The organism is Alishewanella jeotgali KCTC 22429 (assembly GCF_000245735.1).
GTDB lineage: Bacteria > Pseudomonadota > Gammaproteobacteria > Enterobacterales > Alteromonadaceae > Alishewanella > Alishewanella jeotgali.
This window is the reverse complement of record NZ_AHTH01000022.1, coordinates 19,884-43,741: the sequence shown is the minus strand read 5'-3', so window position 1 is coordinate 43,741 and position 23,858 is coordinate 19,884. Positions and strand designations below refer to the sequence as shown.

The following is a 23,858-nucleotide window of genomic DNA, read 5'->3' as shown; positions in this document are numbered from 1 at the left end:
TTTTACAGCTGTCTATTTTACAGCTGACTATTCAGCAAAGGCTTTTTTTACAAAATTTGGCAGGGCGCCGGCCGCCTTATGTACCTCAACATTGTAGTACTCGGTACTAAAGGGTGCAGCCGCCGCATCGGCTTCGCGGAAACCGTTAAATTCACCGCTTTTCTTCGCCAGCGTACAGGTCCACCAACCTGATGGATACACCATTTGCGGGAAGTTTAGTGTTTGCAGGCTGGCAAAGCCGGCGTCGCTCATGGCCTGACGCATTGCTTTTAATAATGGCATATGGATCAGTGGCGATTCGCTTTGTTGCACCAGAATACCGTCAGTCGCTAAGGCCGCCACACAGCTGGCATAGAAGGCGCGGTTAAACAGGCCTTCACCCGGACCAATAGGATCAGTCGAGTCGACAATAATCACATCAATAGAGCCCGGCGCAGCTTCGCGCATAAATTTAATACCATCTTCAAACTTCAGCGTTGCGCGCGAGTCATTGTTTGATGCGCACAGTTCCGGGAAGTACTTTTCTGCCATCCGGGTCACCTGCTCATCGATATCGATTTGTGTTACCCGCTCTACGCCAGGATGCTTTAACACCTCGCGCAGGGTACCGCAATCACCGCCGCCGATAATCACCACATTCTTCGGATTCGGATGGGTAAACAGCACCGGATGACTGAGCATTTCGTGATACAGGAAGTTATCCCGGCTGCTAAGCATAATCACATCATCAATCACCATTAAATTGCCAAAATGAGTGGTTTCATACATGGCAATTTTCTGAAAGGGTGACTGCACTTCATCCAGTTTCCTGGTAATGGCTAAGCCAAACACACTACCGCTGTCGGCAAACACCTCGGTTAGCCACTTTTTGTCATCAAATACTGACATTATTACCCCCTGCAACGTATAAGGCGCGTATTTTGCCTTCGATAGCGCTGACATACAAATTTTTCGGCTTTTTTGCTGCACCTTGCGGCTAATGGCTTTAAACTATAGCAGTTAATTTTTTTGAGGAAAGACAATGGCAGACTGGGGTTTTGAGAAGGCACGTTCCATCTATAACGTAGCCGTGTGGAGTGAAGGCTATTTTGATGTGAACAAGGCTGGTGATCTGATTGCCTACCCGGATCAGGATCACAGTAAGCCAGGTATTAGCTTTCCGGAGTTGACGCAACGCTTTAAGGAAGAAGGCCTGACGCTGCCGGTATTGGTACGCTTTACCGATATTCTGCAGCATCGGGTAGATACCTTAATTAAGTCTTTCCAACGCGCCAAAGCCGAAAAAGAATATCAGGGCCAATACACTGCAGTATATCCAATCAAGGTAAACCAGCAATTCTCAGTAGTTAAGCGCCTGATTAGCCATGATAGCGGCAAAGTCGGCCTGGAAGCCGGTAGTAAGCCAGAGTTGATGGCGATCCTTGGCGTAACCGAGCAGCCGCTGCAAATCGTCTGTAACGGCTATAAAGATAGCGAGTTCTTGCGCCTGGCGACCATTGGTCAGATGATGGGCCATACTGTCTATGTGGTTGTTGAAAAGCTGTCAGAGCTAAAAACCCTGCTACGCGAAATCGATAATCTGGGTGCGGCGCCACGGATCGGGATCCGTATTCGCTTAAACTCGGTCGGCAAAGGCAAATGGCAAAATACCGGTGGTGAAAAAGGTAAATTTGGCCTCACCGCCACTCAGGTATTGCAAGCCATCGATATTCTGCGTGATGCCGGCAAGTTAGACCTGCTGCAGCTGGTGCACTTCCATATCGGCTCGCAAATTGCCAATATCCGCGATATTCACAATGCGATCCGCGAATGTGCCCGTCACTACGCTGAACTGCGTACCCTCGGCGTGCCTATTACCACAGTAGACGTCGGCGGCGGTTTAGGTGTCGATTACGAAGGTTCGAAATCTCGCTCTGCCTGTTCGATGAACTACACCATGTACGAATATGCCCGCAACGTGGTTAATGGTTTAAAAGAAGTTTGTGACGAGTACGACTTACCACATCCGAATATTATCACCGAGTCTGGCCGGGCGATGACCGCACACCATGCAGTGCTGGTAACCGATGCCATCGATATCGAACGGGCGCCTGGTTTAGTGAACCTGCCGGAGCCAAGCGAAGACGCGCCGACAGTCATTTTAGGGATGTGGGATGCCTACAACAATGTTACGCCACGTAGTGCCGTCGAGTCTTACCATGATGCTGTCCACTACTTTACCGATGCCCATGCCCAGTATGTGCATGGCCTGCTGACGTTACAAGATTGGTCGCTGTTAGAGCAGCTGTACTTTGCCACCATTAATAAGGTACGGGCGAATCTGGATCTGAATGCCCGCTCGCACCGCGCGATTCACGATGAGTTAAATGAAAAACTGGCTGATAAGCTGTTCGTTAACTTCTCGCTGTTCCAGTCCATGCCGGATGCCTGGGGTATTGATCAGCTGTTCCCGGTAATGCCGCTGGAGCGGATGACGGAGCCACTGAATCACCGCGCCATTATTCAGGATATTACCTGTGACTCTGACGGCATGCTGAAGAGCTATGCGGATGGCAATGGTATCGAATCCAGCCTGCCGCTGCCGGAATACAAGGACGATCAGCAATATCTGCTTGGTATGTTTATGGTTGGCGCCTATCAGGAAATTCTGGGTGATCTGCACAACCTGTTTGGTGATACCGATTCAGTGCATGTCGAACTGACCGAAGATGGCAGTTACAAGCTGACCAATATTATCAAGGGTGATACGGTAGCCGATGTGCTGCGCTATGTGCAGTTTGATGCCAAGAAGCTGATTGCCTCTTACACCAAACAACTGGCTAAACTGGATCTGCAGGATGAGCGTAAAGATGAACTGCTGGATGAGCTGAAAGCCGGCGTTTATGGTTACACCTACTTCGAAGATTAAGCTAGAATAGGCACTGATCGGAGGTGTAACCACTTACACCTCCCCATTTAGCCGGTGGTATTGCCACCTGAAAATGAGATAAGTGCCTTATGTTAAATTGGTTACCGCACCCGATAAAGGGGTCGCTTTCCTTTCTGCTGTATGTCGTCAATACCTTATTTTGGTTTGTACCCATTATGTTATTGGCGATTCTGAAACTCCTGCCGATCCAACGCTGGCAAGCCTGGATGACCTATCTGCTGGATGCGATGGCGGTAGCCTGGATCAGCGTCAATAACCTGACGACCCGTATTTTTACCTCGATCAAGTGGCGGGTTGAAGGACTGGAAAAACTGTCGCGTAAAGACTGGTATTTGATTATCGCCAACCATCAATCCTGGGCCGATATTTTAATTCTGCAGAATATTTTTAACCGCAAGATCCCCTTTATTAAATTCTTCCTGAAAAAAGAACTGCTGTATGTGCCCTTTATGGGCCTGGCCTGGTGGGCGCTGGATTTCCCCTTTATGAAGCGCTATAGCAAACAATTGCTGCAAAAACGTCCGGAACTACAGGGCAAAGATATCGAAACGACACGTAAAGCCTGCGCCAAATTCCGCTTTAAGCCGGTATCTGTGATGAATTTTGTCGAAGGCACCCGCTTTACCCGTGATAAGCATGACCGCCAGCAGTCGCCTTTCCGGCATCTGTTAAAACCCAAGGCTGGTGGCACCGCCTTTGTGCTGGGGGCAATGGGCGAACAATTACACAAACTGCTGGATGTGACCATTCACTATCCCGGTGGCATTCCGACATTTTGGGATTATATTTCCGGCAAGGTTCATGCTATAACAGTCAATATTAAGGTACTGCCTATTGCCAAAGAGTTAATAGGTGACTACCACGATCAGGCGTATCGTGAGCGCTTTCAGCAGTGGCTTAACCAGTTATGGTTGGAGAAAGACCAGCAACTGGCCAGGCTAGAGACAGGCGCAGGCAAATAACGGAGTGTGTCAGCGATGCTAAGCTTTTTACCCGGATTTTTACTGTTACCGATCAGCTTTAGTTTGTTTGCTTTGAATCTGGCATTCTGGGGCATAGTGGTCACCCCGCTTGGCATCCTGAAACTACTGTTACCCTTTAAAGCTGCGCACCGGCTGATAGCCGCTCTTGGCCGGCGCTGCTACCGGGGCTGGACGGCGGTGAACACCTTTTTAATTAACCTGTTTAATGATGTCGACTGGCAAATCAGCGGTCAGCAGCAGTTGGATAAAGACAGCTGGTATTTGCTGATCGCCAACCATAAGAGCTGGGTTGATATTCCGGTGGTCAGTACCTTTGCTTATCACCTGATCCCAGAGCCAAAATTCTTTTTAAAAGATGAATTAAAATGGGTACCCTTCCTTGGCACTGGCTGTTGGGCACTGGATATGCCCTATATGAAACGCTATAGCGCCGCGACTTTGGCCAAACATCCTGAGCTTAAAGGCAAGGATATCGAAACCACCCGAAAAAGCTGTGCTAAGTTTGTGCATACGCCAACCACCATCATCAACTTTGTTGAAGGCAGCCGCTGCACCCCGGAAAAACAGCGCGCCAAAAACAGTCCCTTTACCCATTTGCTGCCCCCCAAAGCCGGCGGTATTGCCTTTACACTGGCCAGTATGGGCGAGCAGTTTAATGCCATCCTGGACGTCACGCTGATTTACCCGGATAACACCCAGCATATTGCGCTGGATATGCTAATGGGACGGTTAAAGCGGGTGGTGATCCAGGCCGAGATCCTGCCGGTTGATACCGCAGTCATTGGTGATTATTTTAATGATCCGGTATTTCGCGATAACTTCCAGCAATGGCTGAACCAGCGCTGGCAGCGTAAAGATCAGCAAATTGAGTGCTATCTGAAGCAGAGCCAACGCAGCTTACAGGCTACACCGGTCAGCCAAAGCTGACGTATCACGCCAGGCCCGGATTAAAAAGTTTCGCGGCGTGATCTGATAAGCACAAAACACCGACAGCTGTACCTGATAACCCTGTTGTTGCAGGTACAACGCCCGATCCAGTACCAGATATAGCTCCAGCGGCCGGCGAAACAGATGCCGCACCGCATCAATACGTTGCAGCTGCAGATACGCCTCGTCAGCCCTCGCCAACAAAGCGTGATCATCGATAACCGCCGGTAACGGCAGTTGTTGCAGCTGCGCCGCATAGGCCAAAAAGGCGCTAAAGTCACCGCTAAACCAGTGCTTAGGTAAAGATGGCAGCGGCTGATAGCTGGCATCAGCCGTCAGTTCAGTGCGCAATAACTGATACGCCAGCCGCCAGCTGACTTCAGTTTGCCGCAGCCGCGCGACCCGTTCACCACCGGTAACCTGCGCCTGTACCGCCAGTTTCAGATCCTGGCGGCTTAGCTGCAGATTATGCTGCTGTGCCAGCGCCGATAACGGCTGATAATGTGCAGCGGCAATCAGATGATAACAACAAGGCGCCAGCTGCAGGGCTTGCGCGCCCACGGCAACGGCATCTGTTATTAACTGCAGATGTAAGTCACCACAGGCATGTAAAGCGACCAGCTGTTGCTGCGGCGACAGCACTGCCCGTCCCGCTGGCGTCAGCACATCGGCACAAACAAAGCGCTGCGGCAATTGAAATTGCGCTGCCAGTGCCTCGCCCTGCCGGCACAATTCGGCCTGCCATTCAATACTGGTCACCTGCCGGCCCTGCGCCGCCAGTAGCCGCCCCAGATGGCCTTTGCCGGCACACCATTCCAACAGCGGCAGCTCCGACGGGGCGAGCTGCTGACAAAAATGCTGAATTTGCGAGAGTTTACGCCCGCCGATACTATTGGTCAGCCAAAATGGCCACTCGGGTAAGGCCTCTGTCGGCTCAACCTGCTTGGTCGCCGGTAGCGCAAAGAGTTCTGGGAAAAAGGCGCCAAACAGCTGCTGTTGCTGCTCTGGGTTATCTTCCAGTGCGGCCAACTCGGTAAACGATAAGCTCTGTAGCAGGCTGTTCAGTTCATCATCAAAGGGTAAAGCAGCGAGCGCCATCGGCTGTAACTGCCAATAGCGCTGATAGCGGTGCAGCACAGCGGCAACCTGAGTAAACAGCTTACCCAGCTCAGCATCACTGCAGCTAAAGGCACTCAACAAGCGGCCTTAGTACAGCAGCGCATAGAGTTTACGCCGGTACTGGCTGGCCAGCGGATCGCCCTTGGGCAAGGCCGCCAGGATATCTAAAAACAGCTTTTTGCTTTGTCCAAAGTTCAGGTCCTGCTGCAGAATTTGCAGCAGCAACGCCAATGCCTCTTCTGAGCGTAAGACGGCCTGGTACTGCACGGCTAATTGCTCTTTTAAACTGTTATCCGCCGGTGCTGCTGCCAGCCGGGCTTCCAACGCCTGGATCTCCGGTGTATTGCTGGCCTGCTGCGCCAACTCCAGCTTGGCCAGTACGGTTTTATATAAGGCGTCCTGATCGGCCAGCCGCACTTCAGCCAGCAATTTTTCCGCCTGGGTTAACTGGCCAAGGCCAATAGCGGTATCGGCTAACCAGAGTTTAACTTCTACCCGCTCTGGCGCCAGCGTCAGCGCTTCGGCCAGCAGCGGATAAGCTTCAGCGAGTTGCTGCTGTGCCAAATATTGCTGCGCTTTGGCAATCAACTCATCTTCCGGTTTTGGCAGATAAGCCGCCAGCCGGGTCAGAATTTGCTGTTCGGTCTCAGCACCGGCAAAACCATCGACCGGCCGGCCATCTTTAATCAGCATGACGGTAGGCAGTGATTGCACACCAAACTGCATCGCCAGATCCTGCTCCTGATCGCAATTTACTTTGGCCAGACACAATTGCTGTGGGTACTGACGGACAATTTTTTCCAATACCGGACTTAACTGCTGACAAAGCGCACTGCGCGCCGACCAGAACTGGAAGATCACCAGCTGCTGTAACGAACGGTCCAGCACTTCGCGGGCATTCATCAGGCTGACATCAACGATAGGGTTTTGCATACATCACTTCCTTAGCTTTAACTCCCTGTACTATGGTGGCGACTTGCCGCTTTTCAAAGCAGTAAAGAAGTCTAAAAGCATGAAAAAGGCATCGACTTTCCGCTGCCATTACCGTAAATTAATCAGGCGCACCATAAAAGCCTCAGAGCTAACCACTAAAGCGCCGGTAAGGTTCGCCAATACCGTTCAGCCAACCACGTAGCACAAGGTAGCATTTAGGCTGCCAACAGCGTTCTGTACCCGAAAAACAGGCGCTTTGACCTCTGTAAAATGATGAGACCTGACTATGACAAGCCAATCCAAACATGCCGAGATGTTATCGGGCGCAGCAATGGTGATCCGTGCGCTGGCCGATGAAGGGGTAGAATACGTCTATGGCTATCCCGGTGGCGCTGTATTGCATATCTACGATGCGTTATTTCAGCAAAATAAAGTAAAACACGTGCTGGTGCGCCACGAACAGGCCGCGACCCATATGGCCGATGCCTATGCCCGTGCCACCGGTAAAGCCGGCGTGGTACTGGTTACCTCCGGCCCGGGTGCCACTAATGCAGTAACCGGTATCGCCACCGCCTATATGGACTCAATCCCGATGGTGGTGCTGACCGGCCAGGTGATGAGCCATCTGATTGGTGAAGATGCGTTCCAGGAAACCGATATGCTGGGCATTTCCCGCCCTATTGTGAAACACAATATGTCGGTGCGTCGCCCCGAGGATATTCCGTACCTGATTAAGAAGGCGTTTTACATTGCGCAAAGCGGCCGGCCGGGCCCGGTGGTGCTGGATATCCCGAAAGATATGACGATTCCGAGCAATAAGTTTCCGTATCATTACCCGGACGAAATTAAGCTGCGCTCTTATCAGCCAAAACTAAAAGGCCATAGCGGCCAGATTAAAAAAGCGGTTAGCGCGCTGTTGGCAGCGAAAAAGCCGGTGCTGTACTCCGGCGGCGGTGTGATTATGGGTGGCGCTGCCGCCGAGCTGACTGAACTGGCGCAATACCTGAACCTGCCGGTGACCAATACCCTAATGGGGCTGGGTGCCTATCCGGGTGAGGATAAGCAGTTTATCGGTATGCTGGGGATGCATGGCAGCTATGAGGCAAATCAGGCCATGCACCATGCCGATCTGATCCTGGCGGTCGGCGCCCGCTTTGACGACAGGGTCACTAACAACACCAAAAAATTCTGTCCAAATGCCACCATTATCCATATCGATATTGACCCGGCTAGTATCTCAAAAACCATTAATGCCCATATCCCTATTGTTGGCCTGGTACAGCCAGTGCTGGAAGAAATGCTGGCAACTGTGAAGCAGAAAAAGAAAAAGCTGGATAGCAGTGCACTGGAGCAATGGTGGCAGCAGATTAATGACTGGCGTGCTGTACATGGTGGCCGCTATGACACCACCTCTGCACTGCTAAAACCCCAACACGTGATAGAGCAGGTCAGCAAGATCACCAAGGGCGAGGCCTTTGTCTGCAGTGATGTCGGCCAGCATCAGATGTTTGCCGCCCAGTACTACAAATTTAATAAACCAAACCGCTGGATCAACTCCGGCGGCCTTGGCACCATGGGTTTTGGCTTGCCGGCAGCGATGGGCGTCAAGCTGAATTTCCCGCAGGCGGATGTGGTCTGTGTCACCGGCGAAGGCTCAATTCAGATGAACATTCAGGAGCTGTCGACCTGCAAGCAATATGGTTTGGGGGTGAAGATTATCAACCTGAATAACGGCTATCTGGGCATGGTTAAGCAGTGGCAGGATATGAACTATGAGTCGCGCTACGCCAGTTCCTATATGGACTCGTTACCTGACTTTATCAAACTGGCTGAAGCCTATGGCCATGTTGGCATCCGGGTCACCAAACCGGAAGAGCTGCAACCGGCGCTGCAGCGCGCCTTTGTCGAGCTCAAAGATCAGCTGGTGTTTCTGGATATCCATATCGATCCGAAAGAGCATGTTTACCCGATGCAAATTCCGGGCGGTGCGGTCAATGAGATGTTTTTAAGTAAGACAGAGAGGACTTAAGCATGCGGCATATTATTTCTGTATTACTGGAAAACGAATCCGGCGCCCTGGCACGTTTGGTCGGCCTGTTTGCACAGCGAGGCTATAATATCGACTCGCTGACCGTGGCGCCGACAGAAGATCCGACGCTGTCGCGTTTAACGCTGGTGACCCATGGCAATGATCAGGTGATCGAGCAAATTACCAAGCAACTGCATAAACTGATTGAAGTGGTAAAACTGACGGATTTGAGCGAGGCTGCCCATATCGAGCGCGAGCTGATGCTGGTCAAGGTGAAAGCCGTCGGCGAGCAGCGGGATGAAGTGAAACGCAGTGCCGATATCTTCCGCGGCCAGATCGTCGATGTCTCTGCCACTACCTACACTGTGCAACTGGTCGGCACCAGTGACAAACTGGATGCCTTTATTCAGGCATTAAGCGGTACCCAGATCCTGGAAGTAGTGCGCAGCGGCGTCTCTGGCATCTCCCGCGGCGAAAAGACACTGGCGCTTTAAAAGAATTCAAGGCCGCATTTAATATTGCATTATGCGGCCTTCAACATACTACACGGCGTGAGCAGACTATCGTTTAAATAACTCAATATTATGCCTGTCGCGAACTTGTTTAAAGATTTCTTCTGCCAAATGCTCATGTGCTGCTGCGCGGAATTGTTTATCGGTCATCACACGGGAGAAAATTTCATCATTGTTTTCCATCCGATCAATAAACAGTTCGTCCAACATACGTTCTAAATAAGCTGCGAAATTTGGTAAGTTATTTGCCTTGGCGGCTTCAACAATTTTATCATTCAGCTGCGCACTGGCAGTTATCTGGTCGAAGAATAGCTGATCAGCCTCAGTAAAATCAGTACCAAAGCGTTCGTTAAGCTTATTTACTAATGATGATAGCGTTACCGGCTCTTCCTTAACCCTGCTGGTACCAACGTCAGTTGGCCCTTTCAGTGGATAAGCCTCACCCTTGCTTAAATCAATAGAACCATCGGTCAATTGCTGTAAGCGAAAATAACGCAGCGCCACTTCGTCATCCAGCACAAAAGCTAAACCATTTCCTGGTGGTGGTAGCTTGGTAATCAAACTCCGCACAAAGGCGTACAGCTTCTCAAGCTCGCTGTCCTGATACGGAATAATTTGCGACAAAAAAGCGTAAAGATTGCGATATGCCGTTAACTGCCCGCGAAATTCTTCGCGCTCATCCTCCTCCAGGCCGTTAAAGCGCGCCACGACAGTATCCAACAGGGCATTCATAACCTGATGATCAGTTGCTGAGTGCTCTCGTTTACCTTTGTACCAAACTTCAGCAAAAGCATTCACATCATCCGGCGTGAAAATCGCCCGAGTCACCAATTTGTGCTGCAACGCCGATAGCTGATGCACATCAGCATTCTCACCGACCGGGGTCGTTTCGTAATAAGGCTTAAATGCCTGATAAATATCATCCTCATTGTTAGCAAAATCCAACACAAAAGTGCGAGCCTTGCCGGGTGCCATACGATTAAGGCGTGATAATGTTTGCACTGCCTGTACGCCAGCCAGGCGTTTTACCACATACATGGTCTGTAGCAACGGCTGGTCGAACCCTGTTTGATACTTTTCAGCTACCAGCAGAACGCGATAATCATCCCGCTCAAAGGTTTCCGGTAGTTCGCTCTCGGCTAAGCCATCATTCATTGCAACTTCGGTATAGGATGCACCGGGATCGTCCGGGTCTTCTACACTCCCTGAAAAGGCCACTAAGGACCGAATCCCACTGTAACCGTTATCTTTTATATAGCGATCAAACGCGAGTTTATACTTTACTGCCGCCAAGCGGGAACCAGTAACAACCATGGCTTTGGCGCGGCCGCCAAGCTCATGCATCACGAAAAGGCGGAAGTGCTCTACTATCACTGACACCACTTGATCAATATTCACCGGATGCAATTCCATATAGCGGCTTAATGCCTTAGCCGCTTTTTTGCGCGGTACTTCAGGGTCATTCTCTATCTGCTTAATCAAACCGAAGAACCGTTTGTAAGTCGTGTAGTTTTGCAACACATCCATAATAAAGCCTTCTTCGATGGCCTGACGCATTGAATACTCATGAAACGGCGAAGTACCCGATGGTCCTGGCTCATCAAACAATGCTTTAGTTTTAAATTTTGGTGTGGCGGTAAAAGCAAAAAAGCTTAGGTTAGGTTGCCGGACACGGCTAAGGGACTCACGCAATATTGCGGCCCGGGCAGCGTCTGACAACGTATCGTCTTCCTCTTCTGATAACTGCGCGGCAATCGCAGCTTCAATACCATCTTTATTTAACATGCCACGCAGCGCGGTAGCGGTTTCACCGCTTTGAGACGAATGCGCTTCATCTACTATCACCGCAAAGCGTTTACCTGCGGTGTCAATCTTAATACTGTTACCTTTACTCTCCAGAGTAGAAAGCGCCTGCGAAATAAACGGAAACTTCTGCAGCGTAGTGATAATAATTGGCGTGCCTTTGGACAGCGCAGCAACCAACTGCTGAGTATTCTCGTCAATCTTTTCCACCACACCGGTTTTGTGTTCAAACTGATAAATCGTATTTTGTAATTGCTGATCCAACACACGTCTATCTGTTACCACTATGACAGAATGAAACACCTTTTCATCATCGTCACTGTGCAAGCTCGCCAACCGATGAGCCAGCCAGGCAATAGAATTCGATTTTCCTGAACCGGCAGAGTGTTGGATCAGATAGTTCCGGCCAGAGCCGTAAGTACGCGCATGCGTTACCAATTTACGCACTACATCCAATTGATGATAACGCGGAAAAATCATGGTTTCTTTGCGGATGGTGCGCACACCCTTATCTGTTTTTACCTGCCGCTCTTTTACTTCCAAATGCATAAAACGCTGCAAAATGTCCATCAGGCTGTCACGTTGCAAAACGTCATCCCACAAATAATGTGTTTTCCAGTTATTCTCCACTGGTGGATTACCAGCGCCATAAGCATGGCCTCGGTTAAAAGGCAAAAATACGGTATCTTTACCTTTCAGCCGGGTGGTCATCCAAACCTCATCCGGATCGGCTGCAAAATGCACCAAGGCACGTTTTTTAAAGGCAAACAGTAAGTCACGCTCATCCCTGTCTTGCTTATATTGGCTAACCGCATCGGCAGCACGTTGGCCCGTTAGTGGGTTTTTCAACTCGACGGTAGCGATTGGTAAGCCGTTCAAACTAAGGGTTAAGTCGATAATGCAGCGACGGTTCTTGCCGCCAGCCATTTTCAGAACTGACGTAAACGCTAGCTGCCGTGTTACGGTTAAGCGGTTCTTAGCGTAATCTGCGGCGGCTTGTAAATTCATGCCCGAGTTAGGCCGGAAATTAGCCAAGCGGAAAGTTTTGCCATAGCATTTGAAACCATAACGCAGCACATGCAAAGTGCCCTTGATATCCAATTCTTTAACCAGACTATCAAGCACTGTAGCTGCTGTTCTATCGCCTAATAACGCCTGCAATTGGCCCCACTTTGCCGGCTGGCTGTCTTGCAGAAACCCCGTGACATCATCAGGAAACATTGCCAGCGCTTCGTCATAAGCCTGTGCACTGCGCTGCTGATAACCTCCAGCGGCGAGTAGGCCGGTTTCAATCGCAGTTTCAAACGCAGCCTCGTTATATGCCGGCATTAAGTTAGTTCCTTATAATCATATTCCACACTCAACGCCCGCAGCATTGAAAATACATTTTGATAGGTAACACCAAACTGAATACATACGTCTGGTAGTTTTATCTGATTACGCGCTTCAGGGCGCGATTCTTCCAGCGTCACCACAATATGGCCATATACTCTGGCATAGGCGACTAACCAACCATCTGCACCGGTCGCAAACTTAGCTTTGGCACCATCGTGAAACTGCGGATTACGCTGCACCCAAAGCATTACCTCGGTATAAGCCGCCACGACGTCTGCATTACTACAACTTAAAAAGAAGTTGGCAGGTACATCGTTATGTACCCATGCCACTAATTTGTCGTCCTCGCGGCCCTGCAGCAACTCTTGCCGGTTCCGATCCAGGCTGTACACATGGCCACGGTGATGCTGTGCTAGTAAACTTCGCCAAAAACCAGGGCATAAATCGAAGGCATAGTAACTGTTCTTGGCAGTGATCAGGACATCCGAATCGAGGATATAGCTCATCGTGGTAACTCCATTCCCAGACGTTGGGCATATTCCTGAAAAGCTCCGCCGTTTAATCCGGTTAGCTCGTAAGCTTCTTTAAAGCCAATTCTGCCTTCCCTTGCTGCCCGAATAACCTGAGTGGCAAACATACCGCCTACGCGTGTATTTTGGTTGTTATAAAAGTCGCCACCACCCGCTGATGCTTGCTTTTTGCGGCGTTCTTGCTGGGTGTAAGCTTCATAGAAATCAAAGAAAAATTGCCGCTCTGTCAGGCGTAAATCCATGGCTCGGCGACCAACCACGATAGGGCTTACTTTAAACCGGCGCGCTAACAACTCAAACGGCGCCGCTTCGCGTTGTACGCCAGGCCAGCATGCGCGAATCTCGGCCTCCGGCACCAAAAACTCAGCAGCAGCTTTGTCACAAAATAGTTCTACCTCACCACCAGTAGGGAAGATACCTTGAAAGCCTGACACGCCAGAGCCTGCAGCACCCAACCATAAATGGGCTAACTCGTGTGCCAGAGTAAACATTTGCGCAGATTTCGCATCGGCACCATTAACAAAAATAAGTGGTGCATAATCATCACTCAAAGCAAAACCGCGAAACTCTTCCACATTTAGCGCCCGGTGCGTGTTGTTGGCGACTACTCCATTAATTACCGCCATTACCCCCAGTGCTTCAACGGCGCTACGCAGCACGCTCAGCGCTTCTGTCCAGGTACGGGCACTGGCGGCCCAACCGTGTTCTAACCCCAATAAACGGCGCATTTCACGGCCGATTGCTGCGGGGTTATCACTCAGCCTGGCACTGCCAACAAAAGCCAGGGGCTCTGCTTCGCTTTCCAGCCGGGTTTCACGCAGCCAGGCCTGACGGCGCTGCATCGCATAAATGGTATCAAGCAGTTCGGGGCTGGCAGAGCCTACATAACGATTGTCCAGGGTACGAAAATCAGAAATAGGCATAGGAATATGCGGCGGCTCTGGCAAAAACAAATAGCCAAACGGCACGTGTGTCGCTTTAGCAAAGTCTTCTAACTGCTTAAACGTAGGCAATACTGCACCGCGCTCCCAGTCTGCCAGCTTAGGGAACTTAGCTACTAAATCTTCTATAGCTAAATGCGCGCGCTGCCGCGCCCACTGCATTAATTCAGGATTTACCGCCACACGGTTCATAACATCACCTCCGGCCTCATTATAGCCAGCTGTGCTCCACCCGTCAGTATGGCGTTTCTAGTGCTATAACAAGTTGGCAGCACAGTAACAGACATTAATCGAGCGCCAACTTACCAGTAATAGCTGAAGTGATTAAAGCAGCTCGGTATTCATTCAACTGTGATATGGAGCGCAATATTGATTCGGTCACAACTCCATGATTTTGATCTGACTCCAAGCATAGTTGTTGAATTCTAGCTGCTTCGTCTAATGGTGGCATTGGGACTGAAACGTCCTTTAGCTGTTGACTGTCTATTCCACTTATCGTCACCTGCTTAGTAATTGATAGAAAAAACGCTCGACAAACAGATGATTGAAAATAATACGATAAAAAGTCTGAAAGCTTATCAGCAGAAATTGGTCTGATTCTTATCATTGAACTCTCGAATAAGTGATTTTCTTCCAACTTATTGATCTTTACTGCTTTTCCAGAACCTTCAAATACTAATGATCTTCGCGCAATCAAGAAATCACCTTCTTTTAGACCCCATTTTTTCACTTCTGAATCACTTGCCAACACTCGATCCTTAGTTCCACCATCGAATGTTACCGCTCTAAACGCTTCTCCCATTTGTACAAAAGCAAATCCATCGGGTGAGAATTGTTCTTTCGGCTTGTAAAGACCGTTGATCGTTCCTCCATCCAATAAAAAACGTAAGCGTTTTACCTCCCAATGCGCCGGAATATCTCCCAACCAGTCAATACCGGAGGGTTTCATAGGTGCATTAGGATTGAGCCCCTTGGTTACAGCTTGGGTAATTAACGCTTGGCGCTTTTCGGCTAACCGCTCCAGCAAAGCACGTTTTTTTTCTATCAAGCCATCTATTTGCGCAGTTTTTTGATCCAGAAATTGCGCTATTCGTTGCTGGGCTTTTAACGGCGGCAAAACCAAAGGAGCAGCTTTAACCTTCTCTGCTGTAAAGTGAGCGATGGTAGCAACATTACACACCATTTCTACATACCCTGACACCTTGAGAAAGGTGAACCAGTAGTAGATAAACTCAGGAAGAATTTTACTATAGCTTTGGGGGCGAAGACGGTTTATGGCGTTCTGAAAATAGTAGTCATCGTTACTACTAAAAATCGCCGTACGGCCTGCATCACCACCTTCACTTACCAAAATATCGCCCGCACAAAGTCTAAATCGCTCGCGCTCACTGGGCCTAATCCACATACGAAATTCATGGGACAAGTCGACGCCCGTTTTTGAAATATTTATTGCTCGTAAATACGGTTTAAGCTCATCCTGTTCAGAAACAGGATCATTCTGCAACATCTTGCCAAGCTGAACGTCGCAGTACTTTCCAACGGTAGCCTTAATCCAGTCTTCGGGGACCGATTCAAGTAAATTCACATGCAACCTCTTTATCTATTCTTCTTGATCGGCATTATTTACTATTACGATTTTCGATAACCAACCGCAATGGTGCTGGAGAGCCATTTATCATGTCACCAACCCTTTTAACATCTGGGCAATTTCATCTTCCAGCGCGGTGATTTCCTGCTCAATTTGGTCCAGCGGCCGTGGTGCCTTATACACATAGAAATGACGATTTATGGGTATTTCATACCCCACTTTGGTTTTACTATAATCCACCCAGGCATCGGGTACGTGCGGCAGTACTTCTTGTGCCATGTAAGCTTCAATGTGTGCTTTAAATGCAGCGACCAGCTCATCGTTGGGTTTATCCGGGCCAAACTTCATTGGCAATGGCAGTACAGTACCTGTCGGTAGCGGGATATTTTCGGTATCGCGCAGTTCGCTGTCAGCTTCTGGGTAACCTTTACTGTCTCGGCAAATCGCCGCCGCTGGATCTCGCTCCCCCAAGGCATTAAAAATGGCTTTTTTAACCGTTGCAGGTATTTTCAGTCCGGCTTTTTTGCTGGCGGCAGTTAAGTCGGCATCAAACCTGGCGCGGTCGTTATATTGGCCTTTGTTGCTAAGCGTGGTTAACAGTGTCCGAATGGCCTGTTGCAGTTCAAGCCCTTGGGCGATTTCTTCTGCAGCGGCCGCTTCGTTCTTACGCTTTTTCGAACTGGCCAGATTAACAAAGGCCGTTTGTTCGTCCAGCCGGGCAATACGTTCCGGGCTTGCCAAAAAATTCATCCGTAATGGCCGCTCTACTGTCACTTTAAGAAAGCCAAATTCACGATTTTCAAAAATGCGCGACACGACGCGGGTTTCACGCTCACCGGTTTTATGATCGGTTATTACCTCGGCGGTGGCACCGTCCTGATAGCTGCCGTACAACTTTGTCAGCTCACGGATCTGCTCTTCGGTGATTTCATTGCGCTTGTTGTTCAGGCTCTTTTTCATCCGCTGGCAAAACCGTGTGCCATCAATCAACTGCACTTTGCCACGCCGCTCCGGCGCTTTGCGGTTAGTCACCAGCCAAACATAGGTGAATATGCCGGTGTTATAGAACAATTGGTCCGGCAGGGCGACAATGGCATCAAGCCAATCGTTTTCGATAATCCAGCGCCGAATATTAGACGGGCCCGAGCCGGCATCACCGGAAAACAGCGGCGAGCCATTAAACACCACAGCAATTTTAGAGCCTATGGCATCTTCACTGCCTTCAGCATAAGGGTGCATTTTATCAATCATATGCTGCAAAAAGAGCAATGAGCCGTCATTAATAGCTGGCACCCCGGCACCGAAACGCCCGGCAAAACCCAGTTGCTCGTACTCTTTTTCAACTACGTTTTTCTGGTCTTTCCATTCAACACCAAAGGGCGGGTTCGCCAGCATATAGTGGAATTTTTTGCCCTGAAAACCATCGCTGGTTTTGCCGTCCCCCAAGGTGTCGCCCAGCACAATACTGCTGGTGTCCTCGTCTTTGATTAGCATATCAGCGCAGCAGATTGCCCAGGATTCATCGTTATATTCCTGCCCGTACAGCGCCAGGTTGGCCTGGTCGTTTTGATCAAGAATAAACTTTTCCGATTCTGACAACATTCCGCCGGTGCCACAGGCTGGGTCATAGATGGTGCGAAAAATACCGGGTTTATAGACGTCTTGCTCTCCGGTATACACCAGATTGGCCATTAAGCGGATAACTTCACGTGGTGTAAAGTGGTCCCCCGCTTCCTCGTTAGCTTGCTCGTTGAAGCGCATGACCAGATGCTCAAACAAGTAACCCATTTGCAGATTGTCAATGCGCTCCGGGTGTAAGTTTACCTCTGCCATTGCTTGCACAATGGTAAATAGCCGGTTACTGGCATCCAGCTTTTCAATTTGATCGGTGAACTTAAAACGCTCAAAAATGGCGCGTGCTGTTGGCGAAAAGCCATTGATATAGTCCACTAAGTTTGGCGCTATATTTTCAGAATCACCGAGCAATTTTGCGAAGGTAAAACGGCTGGTGTTGTAAAGCGGGTGAATGCGGGTAGGATCTGCTGCTTTACCCAGCAATTTATCCATAGCGCTTGCTGCTGTGCCTTTTGCCATAAGCTTGTCATATTGCTGCAAAACAGCGTCTTTTGTCGGCTCCAGCACGCAATCCAAGCGGCGCAGTACCACCATTGGTAACATAACTAAACGATACTGAGGTGGACGGTATGGGCCACGTAAACGATTAGCAATTTCCCAGATGTTACCCTTGAGTTGCTCATGCAGCTGCAAATTCATGTGTTTAGCTATCCTGTACTGCTGTTTAATTTGTTGTAATGATTAGACACTGCTGTAAGTTCTGTGGCAAGAATGATTCTGGTTTTAGCAGCATTAACTTAATCTATTACAATAAATTTGAGCTACATCCATGATAAAACCAACGCAATTCTATGCGCGCTTTTCTTGTTGGTGGCGTCCATAGACCAACTGAAATAGCGGCGCGGCCATCAGCGTTGTGACAATCGCCATAACCACTAACATCGAAAACAAGCCTTGCTCTATCACGCCATAGCTTAGTGCAATATTGATAATAATCAGCTCCATCAGGCCCCGGGCATTCATCAGTGCGCCGATCGCCAGCGCCGTTGGATTATCGGCGCCTTTTAGCCGGGCTGCCGCCCAGCAGGCAACAAATTTGGCCAGAATGGAACACACCAGCACGGCCAAGGTCACCAACCAAAGACCACTGGCGCCCAGCACATCCAGCCGGGTATTTAGCCCAGAATAGGTAAAAAACATCGGTAACAGCAGCAGTAACACCGGCTTTTCCAGCCGCCGCTGCAGCACGCTCACCAGGGTACCGCGAGGCATCGCCACGCCCAGCAAAAAGCCACCAAAGACCGCATGTAAGCCAACAAAATCCATACTCCAGGCCGACAATGCGAACAACAAAAGGATCAGCACAAATTGCCAGACCGCCAATTGCTCCGTTAGCGCCACCCGGTCCGCCAGCGGCTGTAACCAGAGCCGCATTTTGGTCAGCATCAACCAGGCATAGAGGCTACCACCCAGCAGCGCTTTAATCAGCAGCCCACTACCGCCACCGAAGCTGGCCAATACCAGCGCCAGTATCAGCCAGGCTGCCGCATCGTCGATAGCGCCGGCCGCCAGCGCCAGAGTGCCCAGTTTAGTACCGGCGAGGCCTCGTTCATAAATAATCCGCGCCAGCATCGGGAAGGCCGTAATGGCGATGGCGGCACCGAGAAACAGTGCCGCATTGGCATAGCTGATGCCGGGCGCAAACAAACCAGGCATAGGTAATAACCACAGCGCCAACAAAGCCGCGACACCAAAGGGCACTAACATGCCCGCCAGCGATACGGTTAACGCACTCTGCGCCTGTTGCCGGAACAGTCGGGTATTAAATTCCAGACCAACTAAAAACATATAGAGCCCAACACCAAGCTGGGCGCCGAAATACAGCCAGCTGCGGGTTTCTGGAATAAAGATCGCCTGTTGTAACTCCGGCAAGTACCAACCCAATAAAGACGGCCCCAGCGCGATTCCGGCTATCATTTCACCCACGACTCTGGGCTGACCAATATAACGGGCAAGGCGGCCAAAAACTTGGGCAGCCAACAGGATACACCCCAGCTGTAGCAAAAACAGACCCACTAACTGCCACCAATGCAGCTCAGCCATATCAAGCATTTAATAACCCCAGATACCAGGCCAGATATAACAGGGCAAAACCAAACAGATAGACCAAACCCAGCCAGCTTAGGGTATTAAGCCAGAATGGCAGTGGCTGGTTAGGCTGACCTCGCAACAAACTAAAATTTAACCAGGCAAAGACCGGAGTGGTTAAAAACGCCAGCGTCATGGCGAAAGTGAGCATCGGCGATAACGCAGAGCGGAAAAACAAGATCAACGCCATACCTGCCAGCGCTTGCAATAACAACCATAACGCCGCTATCCGGCGGTTATCAGCCTGATACCAGCCCAGTAAACGTCCTGACTCATGTAAGGTGCGGGCATAACCGTCTAACACCGTAATGGTGGTACCGAACATACATAAAAACGCAATCAGTGATACCAATGGCTTGGCCCAACTACCGATAGTTTGACCATACATTTCCACCAGTTGCTGAGCGAAGGCTGCACCCGCCAGCGCTATTGGCTGATCGCTACCGTATTGCACCAGCGCACCCAACGTCACAAACACCAGTGCTAAAAAAGTGGTCAGCCAGTAGCCGAGGTTAAAGTCGAATAGTCCCTGCCGCTGACTCACCGGCTGCTGACGCTGCTTGGCTTTTAGCCAGAGGGAACTGATGGCCGAAATTTCAATCGGTGCCGGCATCCAGCCCATCAGTGCCACCAAAAATCCCAACATCGCCAATTGCCAGGGTGAGGGGCCCTGAAAACCTGCCGGCGCGGTAGGCCCATTATTAAAGGCTATTGTTGCTGCCACTAAGGTGGTGAGTGTCAGCAACAGCATAATCACTTTCGACACCCGGTCCAGCGCCCGATAATGCCCCAGCAGTAAAATCAGCAAACAACTGGCCAGAATCAGCCAACACAGCAGGGTAAGTGATAACTGCCAGGGCAGGGCATATTGCAGTAGTGCCGCGGTCAGAATCAGTACCCCTGCCGTGTTCACCACCGCCGCCAATACATTTAGCAGCACAAAACTATAAAAATATCCCCGCCCCTTACGCCAGTAGCCTTCTACCAGACTCTCGTTCTGCTGCAGGGTGTACTGTACACCGAAACGAAAAAACGGATATTTCAGAATATTTACCAGTAAGATCAACCAAAGTAACTGCCAACCAAAGAGCGCACCGGCCTGGGTTGAGGCCACCAGATGCGAGCCACCAATCGCTGCCGTCGCCATCAGAATGCCCGGCCCTAAACTTTGCGCCCAGTAGCGCCACCCCATTCCCGATTGCTGCATAGTACTTATTATTGATTGTTATTTAGTGAGCGCTAGCTTAGCCTAAGCAACAGGCGAAAGCAGCAGCCTGCGATAGGGCTGTGCTGCTATTTTTTTTGTTTCATACGCATGGTGCTCAGAATGCAAGATGACGATTTGATAGACCAAAACACACTCTTTGAGGTACTGGAAAACCAGTTAGCCGATAACTACCCAAAAGAAGTGACAGCGACCTTAATGCGACTGCGGATGACCGGTCACAGCCGTGACGAAGCTTTAGAGCTGATGGCATGTGCCTTAGCACCGGAAATGTATGCAGTGATTGAGCGTCAGGAGAGCTTTAATCTAGAGCGGTATGCCGAACATCTTGCTTTGTTACCGGAGACGCCCTGGTTGGAGGAGGAATAATGAGTGAGTTAAACATCCAACATGACAGCGCAGGCCAGCGTTTTATTCTGAGCGAGGGTAATGCCAGCGCCTTACTCGACTACCAGTTAAACGGCGAACACATCGATTTTTGCCATACCTATGTGCCACCGGAGTTTCGCGGCAAGGGCCTGGCCGAAAAGCTGGTGCGCCATGCCCTAAGCTGGGCACAAAGCAGTGGGCTGCAAATTCACGCCAGTTGCTCTTATGTACGGCGTTTTTTATAACGGTTACGACCAAAGCCGCATAGAACCAAATGATCCTTTGCACTAGCCTCTATCCAACCCTAAAGGAGACTTGCAATGTTCAATGCGTTAGTGATCGATAAAACACCTGACTATCGCGCAGCGTTACAACAGCTCGATAATAGCCAATTACCCAGTGCAGAAGTCATCGTTGATGTTGCTTATTCCACATTAAATTATAAAGACGCGCTGGCGATTACCGGCAAAGCGCCGGTGGTGCGGGACTTTCCGATGGTGCCAGGCATCGACTTGGCCGGTACTGTGGTGAGTAGCCAGAATCCGGCGTTTAAAACCGGTGATCAGGTGCTGTTAAACGGCTGGGGCGTGGGTGAGAAACACTGGGGTGGCCTGGCGCAGCGCGCTGCTGTGCCTGCTGCCTGGTTACAACCGATCCCGGCACCACTGACTGCCAGGCAAGCGATGATTATCGGAACTGCCGGCTATACCGCCATGCTGTGCATACAGGCTTTGTTAAAACATCAGTTAACCCCTTCTGCCGGCCCGGTACTGGTCACCGGCGCCACCGGCGGCGTCGGTAGCTTTGCAGTATTGCTGTTAGCGCGGCTGGGCTTTCAGGTTACGGCTGCGACGGGCAAAGCCAGTGCCGCTGACTATCTGCGCCAACTTGGCGCTACTGAAGTCATCAGTCGTGATAGCCTGTCCGCTCCGGGCAAACCTCTTGCTAAAGAACTATGGGCAGGTGTTGTAGACTCAGTCGGCAGTCATACGCTGGCCAATGCCTGTGCCCAAAGCCGTTACGGCGGTGTGGTGGCTGCCTGTGGTCTGGCACAGGGGATGGATTTCCCGGCCTCGGTAGCACCCTTTATTCTGCGCGGCATTACACTTTGTGGTATCGACAGCGTGATGCAACCGATGGCACCGCGACTGGCGGCCTGGGCACAACTGGCCAGGTTATTAACCGCAGACGACTTTACCTTACTCAGTCGGGAAATCAGCCTGGCAGACGCCATACCTCAAGCCCAAGCGTTGCTGGCCGGAGACATTCAGGGCCGCTTACTGGTTAATGTGAACAGCTAAAGCCCTAACGACAAGCCTCCAGTTGCTGCAGCTGTTGCAGCAACTGCTGCGCCTGCTCACGTAGCGCCAGCAGCTGGCTTTCCGGTAGTGCCACCTGGCAACGCAAAGCCGGCATCACAGTTGCGACCTCAGTTTCTAAAGCCCGACCTGCCGCGGTTAACAGCACCTTTTTCACCCGCTCGTCACTGGCATCACTCACCCGATTAAGCCAGCCTTTTTGTTCCAGCTTCTTTACCAAAGGCGTTAGGGTACCCGAGTCAAACAACGTCGCCGCACCAAGCTGCCCCAGGCTGATATTATCCTGCTGCCACAATGCCAACAGCACCACATATTGCGGATAGGTCAGATCAAAAGGCTGCAATAACGGCCGGTACAGCCGCATCATCGCGTTATTGGCGCTATAGAGTGCAAAGCATACTTGCTGTGGTAGCGGGAGTGTTTTGGCTGTCATCAACCAAGCCTCGGGCGAGTAAAGTAATGAGTGCACTGATTATAACTGAAGCCCGGCGCTATCGCGCAAAAAATATTTCACACAATTATATTGCGCGCAAGATTAATTATGATTAGTATGCATCGGTCACTAACAGTAGGCTGAATGAGGAAAACACATGGATATTCTGTATAAAGCAGTCGTCACCGCTACCGGTGGTCGTGATGGTCAGGCGCAGTCAAACGATGGCTTACTGCACACCAAACTCTCTGCACCCAAAGCGCTGGGCGGTAAAGGCGATGCCACTAACCCGGAACAACTGTTTGCCGCCGGCTATGCCGCCTGTTTTATCGGCGCATTAAAATTTGTTGCTGGCCAGAGTAAGCAAAACCTGCCGGCCGATACAGCGATTCGCGCTGAAGTCGGTATTGGTAAAATTGATGGTGGCTTCGGACTGGATGTGGATCTGTTCGTCAGCCTGCCCGGTTTGGCTCAGGATGCGGCTGAACAGCTGGTTGCCGCAGCGCATCAGGTCTGCCCATACTCAAATGCAACCCGCGGCAATATTGAGGTGCGGTTACATACCAGCGTCTGATTCAGGCTTGACCGGATGCCGTTTTAATCTGCTAACGGCATCCGGTCTAATCACTGTCAGCCTAAAACCAGTCCGGGTTTAAAAACGGGATTAATGCTAGCGTTAACGCCTGCTGGTACACGCCGCTGCGACTTAACCGGTTCTGGGTTAATAAACCTATAGCGCCACCAGCCTGTTTAATATTCTGGGTGCCAAATAGCTCGTCCATCACATCGCCCAGCTCCTGGCCCTGCTCCAACGCCTGCAGCGCCGCCTTAGGTAACATTAAACTGGCCGAACGCGCCTTACCGAGCTTGCCCTGATGTTCAATTAGCATCCAGGCAAAGGTCATCTCACCATCCAAACCGGCCTCTATGGCCACATAAAAATCGGCTGCGCCCTGCTGCTTTAACGCCATTAGGCGGTTTTTCGCTCCGGCATAAGTTTCTTCGCTACTCAGCGGCTGCTCAGCAACACCGGACGGCACGCTAATACCGCGCACCGCAATAGCTTGTTCAGGGAAATTCACCTGAAAACACTGCTCAACCGCCCGGATTTTGGCCGGATTGGCTGAAGCGACTAATATTTGCCAAACCATTTTCAAACC

The 23,858-nt window shown here is 50.5% G+C and carries 21 protein-coding genes; 9 read left to right on the top strand and 12 right to left on the bottom strand.

Annotation, left to right across the window (positions count from 1 at the left end):
• Positions 1 to 27: 27 nt before the first annotated feature.
• Positions 28 to 888 carry a polyamine aminopropyltransferase gene (speE, locus tag AJE_RS08605; RefSeq protein WP_008950527.1) on the bottom strand — a complete coding sequence of 287 codons (861 nt, stop codon included), beginning with the start codon at positions 886 to 888 and terminating at the stop codon, positions 28 to 30.
• Positions 889 to 1,021: 133 nt separating this feature from the next.
• Between speE and speA the strand changes: the two genes are divergently transcribed.
• The 3 genes from speA (at position 1,022) to AJE_RS08590 (ending at position 4,839) form a co-directional block, all read left to right on the top strand.
• Positions 1,022 to 2,908 (top strand): biosynthetic arginine decarboxylase, encoded by a 1,887-nt coding sequence (gene speA, locus AJE_RS08600; RefSeq protein ID WP_008950526.1) that lies wholly within the window; start codon positions 1,022 to 1,024, stop codon positions 2,906 to 2,908.
• Between the two features lie 89 nt (positions 2,909 to 2,997).
• Positions 2,998 to 3,891 (top strand): acyltransferase, encoded by an 894-nt coding sequence (locus tag AJE_RS08595; protein ID WP_008950525.1) that lies wholly within the window; start codon positions 2,998 to 3,000, stop codon positions 3,889 to 3,891.
• Positions 3,892 to 3,906: 15 nt separating this feature from the next.
• Entirely contained in the window at positions 3,907 to 4,839 is a 933-nt protein-coding gene (locus AJE_RS08590; protein WP_008950524.1) for an acyltransferase, read from the top strand.
• On the opposite strand, the gene AJE_RS08585 is transcribed toward AJE_RS08590, so the two are convergent.
• Both AJE_RS08585 and AJE_RS08580 read right to left on the bottom strand, forming a co-directional pair.
• Complete coding sequence (locus AJE_RS08585; RefSeq protein WP_008950523.1) at positions 4,810 to 6,036, bottom strand: class I SAM-dependent methyltransferase; 1,227 nt, start codon at positions 6,034 to 6,036, stop codon at positions 4,810 to 4,812. The genes AJE_RS08590 and AJE_RS08585 overlap by 30 nt on opposite strands.
• Positions 6,037 to 6,045: 9 nt before the next feature.
• Positions 6,046 to 6,891, bottom strand: coding sequence for a co-chaperone YbbN (locus tag AJE_RS08580; RefSeq protein ID WP_008950522.1), 846 nt, complete (start codon positions 6,889 to 6,891; stop codon positions 6,046 to 6,048).
• A gap of 286 nt (positions 6,892 to 7,177) precedes the next feature.
• Between AJE_RS08580 and AJE_RS08575 the strand changes: the two genes are divergently transcribed.
• Together AJE_RS08575 and ilvN are read left to right on the top strand one after the other, a co-directional pair.
• Entirely contained in the window at positions 7,178 to 8,920 is a 1,743-nt protein-coding gene (locus AJE_RS08575) for an acetolactate synthase 3 large subunit (protein WP_008950521.1), read from the top strand.
• A gap of 2 nt (positions 8,921 to 8,922) precedes the next feature.
• Positions 8,923 to 9,414, top strand: a complete 492-nt coding sequence (gene ilvN, locus AJE_RS08570; RefSeq protein ID WP_008606421.1) for an acetolactate synthase small subunit — start codon at positions 8,923 to 8,925, stop codon at positions 9,412 to 9,414.
• A 66-nt stretch (positions 9,415 to 9,480) separates the two neighbouring features.
• Here ilvN and AJE_RS08565 read toward each other — a convergent pair whose 3' ends face one another.
• The 7 genes from AJE_RS08565 to AJE_RS08535 form a co-directional block, all read right to left on the bottom strand.
• Entirely contained in the window at positions 9,481 to 12,564 is a 3,084-nt protein-coding gene (locus tag AJE_RS08565; RefSeq protein ID WP_008950520.1) for a type I restriction endonuclease subunit R, read from the bottom strand.
• Positions 12,564 to 13,076 (bottom strand): DUF4411 family protein, encoded by a 513-nt coding sequence (locus AJE_RS08560; protein WP_008950519.1) that lies wholly within the window; start codon positions 13,074 to 13,076, stop codon positions 12,564 to 12,566. Before AJE_RS08560 ends, AJE_RS08565 begins: the two co-directional genes overlap by 1 nt.
• A complete protein-coding gene (locus AJE_RS08555; protein ID WP_008950518.1) occupies positions 13,073 to 14,233 on the bottom strand; it encodes an ImmA/IrrE family metallo-endopeptidase in 1,161 nt (386 codons plus the stop codon). Before AJE_RS08555 ends, AJE_RS08560 begins: the two co-directional genes overlap by 4 nt.
• Before the next feature lie 94 nt (positions 14,234 to 14,327).
• Positions 14,328 to 15,626: a restriction endonuclease subunit S gene (locus AJE_RS08550; RefSeq protein ID WP_008950517.1), complete on the bottom strand. Its 1,299-nt coding sequence runs from the start codon at positions 15,624 to 15,626 to the stop codon at positions 14,328 to 14,330.
• 90 nt (positions 15,627 to 15,716) lie between these two features.
• Positions 15,717 to 17,903, bottom strand: coding sequence for a type I restriction-modification system subunit M (locus AJE_RS08545; RefSeq protein WP_008950516.1), 2,187 nt, complete (start codon positions 17,901 to 17,903; stop codon positions 15,717 to 15,719).
• 150 nt (positions 17,904 to 18,053) lie between these two features.
• Positions 18,054 to 19,316, bottom strand: coding sequence for a cation:proton antiporter (locus AJE_RS08540; RefSeq protein ID WP_008950515.1), 1,263 nt, complete (start codon positions 19,314 to 19,316; stop codon positions 18,054 to 18,056).
• Positions 19,309 to 20,559 carry an NRAMP family divalent metal transporter gene (locus AJE_RS08535; protein WP_420167172.1) on the bottom strand — a complete coding sequence of 417 codons (1,251 nt, stop codon included), beginning with the start codon at positions 20,557 to 20,559 and terminating at the stop codon, positions 19,309 to 19,311. The genes AJE_RS08540 and AJE_RS08535 overlap by 8 nt, the downstream gene beginning before the upstream one ends.
• 120 nt (positions 20,560 to 20,679) lie before the next feature.
• On the opposite strand from AJE_RS08535, the gene AJE_RS08530 reads away from it, so the two are divergent.
• From AJE_RS08530 to acuI, 3 genes are all read left to right on the top strand, one after another.
• Positions 20,680 to 20,946, top strand: coding sequence for a hypothetical protein (locus AJE_RS08530; RefSeq protein WP_008950513.1), 267 nt, complete (start codon positions 20,680 to 20,682; stop codon positions 20,944 to 20,946).
• On the top strand, positions 20,946 to 21,191 hold the full coding sequence (locus tag AJE_RS08525) for a GNAT family N-acetyltransferase (RefSeq protein ID WP_008606414.1): 246 nt from the start codon (positions 20,946 to 20,948) through the stop codon (positions 21,189 to 21,191). Before AJE_RS08530 ends, AJE_RS08525 begins: the two co-directional genes overlap by 1 nt.
• 75 nt (positions 21,192 to 21,266) lie before the next feature.
• Positions 21,267 to 22,247, top strand: a complete 981-nt coding sequence (gene acuI, locus AJE_RS08520; protein ID WP_008950512.1) for an acrylyl-CoA reductase (NADPH) — start codon at positions 21,267 to 21,269, stop codon at positions 22,245 to 22,247.
• 4 nt (positions 22,248 to 22,251) lie between these two features.
• Here acuI and AJE_RS08515 read toward each other — a convergent pair whose 3' ends face one another.
• Positions 22,252 to 22,698 carry a MarR family winged helix-turn-helix transcriptional regulator gene (locus tag AJE_RS08515; protein ID WP_008950511.1) on the bottom strand — a complete coding sequence of 149 codons (447 nt, stop codon included), beginning with the start codon at positions 22,696 to 22,698 and terminating at the stop codon, positions 22,252 to 22,254.
• 157 nt (positions 22,699 to 22,855) lie between these two features.
• Between AJE_RS08515 and AJE_RS08510 the strand changes: the two genes are divergently transcribed.
• Positions 22,856 to 23,272: an organic hydroperoxide resistance protein gene (locus AJE_RS08510; RefSeq protein ID WP_008950510.1), complete on the top strand. Its 417-nt coding sequence runs from the start codon at positions 22,856 to 22,858 to the stop codon at positions 23,270 to 23,272.
• Positions 23,273 to 23,333: 61 nt separating this feature from the next.
• On the opposite strand, the gene yjjX is transcribed toward AJE_RS08510, so the two are convergent.
• A complete protein-coding gene (gene yjjX / locus AJE_RS08505) occupies positions 23,334 to 23,849 on the bottom strand; it encodes an inosine/xanthosine triphosphatase (protein WP_008950509.1) in 516 nt (171 codons plus the stop codon).
• Positions 23,850 to 23,858 lie beyond the last annotated feature (9 nt).

What these genes read in the sequence shown, in the direction of transcription:
- speE (WP_008950527.1), bottom strand. Translation starts at nt 888, where the DNA reads ATGTCAGTATTTGATGACAAAAAGTGGCTAACCGAGGTGTTTGCCGAC.
- AJE_RS08510 (WP_008950510.1), top strand. Translation starts at nt 22,856, where the DNA reads ATGGATATTCTGTATAAAGCAGTCGTCACCGCTACCGGTGGTCGTGAT.
- AJE_RS08575 (WP_008950521.1), top strand. Translation starts at nt 7,178, where the DNA reads ATGACAAGCCAATCCAAACATGCCGAGATGTTATCGGGCGCAGCAATG.
- AJE_RS08540 (WP_008950515.1), bottom strand. Translation starts at nt 19,316, where the DNA reads ATGCTTGATATGGCTGAGCTGCATTGGTGGCAGTTAGTGGGTCTGTTT.
- yjjX (WP_008950509.1), bottom strand. Translation starts at nt 23,849, where the DNA reads ATGGTTTGGCAAATATTAGTCGCTTCAGCCAATCCGGCCAAAATCCGG.
- AJE_RS08565 (WP_008950520.1), bottom strand. Translation starts at nt 12,564, where the DNA reads ATGCCGGCATATAACGAGGCTGCGTTTGAAACTGCGATTGAAACCGGC.
- AJE_RS08580 (WP_008950522.1), bottom strand. Translation starts at nt 6,891, where the DNA reads ATGCAAAACCCTATCGTTGATGTCAGCCTGATGAATGCCCGCGAAGTG.
- AJE_RS08560 (WP_008950519.1), bottom strand. Translation starts at nt 13,076, where the DNA reads ATGAGCTATATCCTCGATTCGGATGTCCTGATCACTGCCAAGAACAGT.
- AJE_RS08530 (WP_008950513.1), top strand. Translation starts at nt 20,680, where the DNA reads ATGCAAGATGACGATTTGATAGACCAAAACACACTCTTTGAGGTACTG.
- AJE_RS08555 (WP_008950518.1), bottom strand. Translation starts at nt 14,233, where the DNA reads ATGAACCGTGTGGCGGTAAATCCTGAATTAATGCAGTGGGCGCGGCAG.
- AJE_RS08545 (WP_008950516.1), bottom strand. Translation starts at nt 17,903, where the DNA reads ATGAATTTGCAGCTGCATGAGCAACTCAAGGGTAACATCTGGGAAATT.
- AJE_RS08590 (WP_008950524.1), top strand. Translation starts at nt 3,907, where the DNA reads ATGCTAAGCTTTTTACCCGGATTTTTACTGTTACCGATCAGCTTTAGT.
- AJE_RS08595 (WP_008950525.1), top strand. Translation starts at nt 2,998, where the DNA reads ATGTTAAATTGGTTACCGCACCCGATAAAGGGGTCGCTTTCCTTTCTG.
- acuI (WP_008950512.1), top strand. Translation starts at nt 21,267, where the DNA reads ATGTTCAATGCGTTAGTGATCGATAAAACACCTGACTATCGCGCAGCG.
- speA (WP_008950526.1), top strand. Translation starts at nt 1,022, where the DNA reads ATGGCAGACTGGGGTTTTGAGAAGGCACGTTCCATCTATAACGTAGCC.
- ilvN (WP_008606421.1), top strand. Translation starts at nt 8,923, where the DNA reads ATGCGGCATATTATTTCTGTATTACTGGAAAACGAATCCGGCGCCCTG.
- AJE_RS08525 (WP_008606414.1), top strand. Translation starts at nt 20,946, where the DNA reads ATGAGTGAGTTAAACATCCAACATGACAGCGCAGGCCAGCGTTTTATT.
- AJE_RS08515 (WP_008950511.1), bottom strand. Translation starts at nt 22,698, where the DNA reads ATGACAGCCAAAACACTCCCGCTACCACAGCAAGTATGCTTTGCACTC.
- AJE_RS08535 (WP_420167172.1), bottom strand. Translation starts at nt 20,559, where the DNA reads ATGCAGCAATCGGGAATGGGGTGGCGCTACTGGGCGCAAAGTTTAGGG.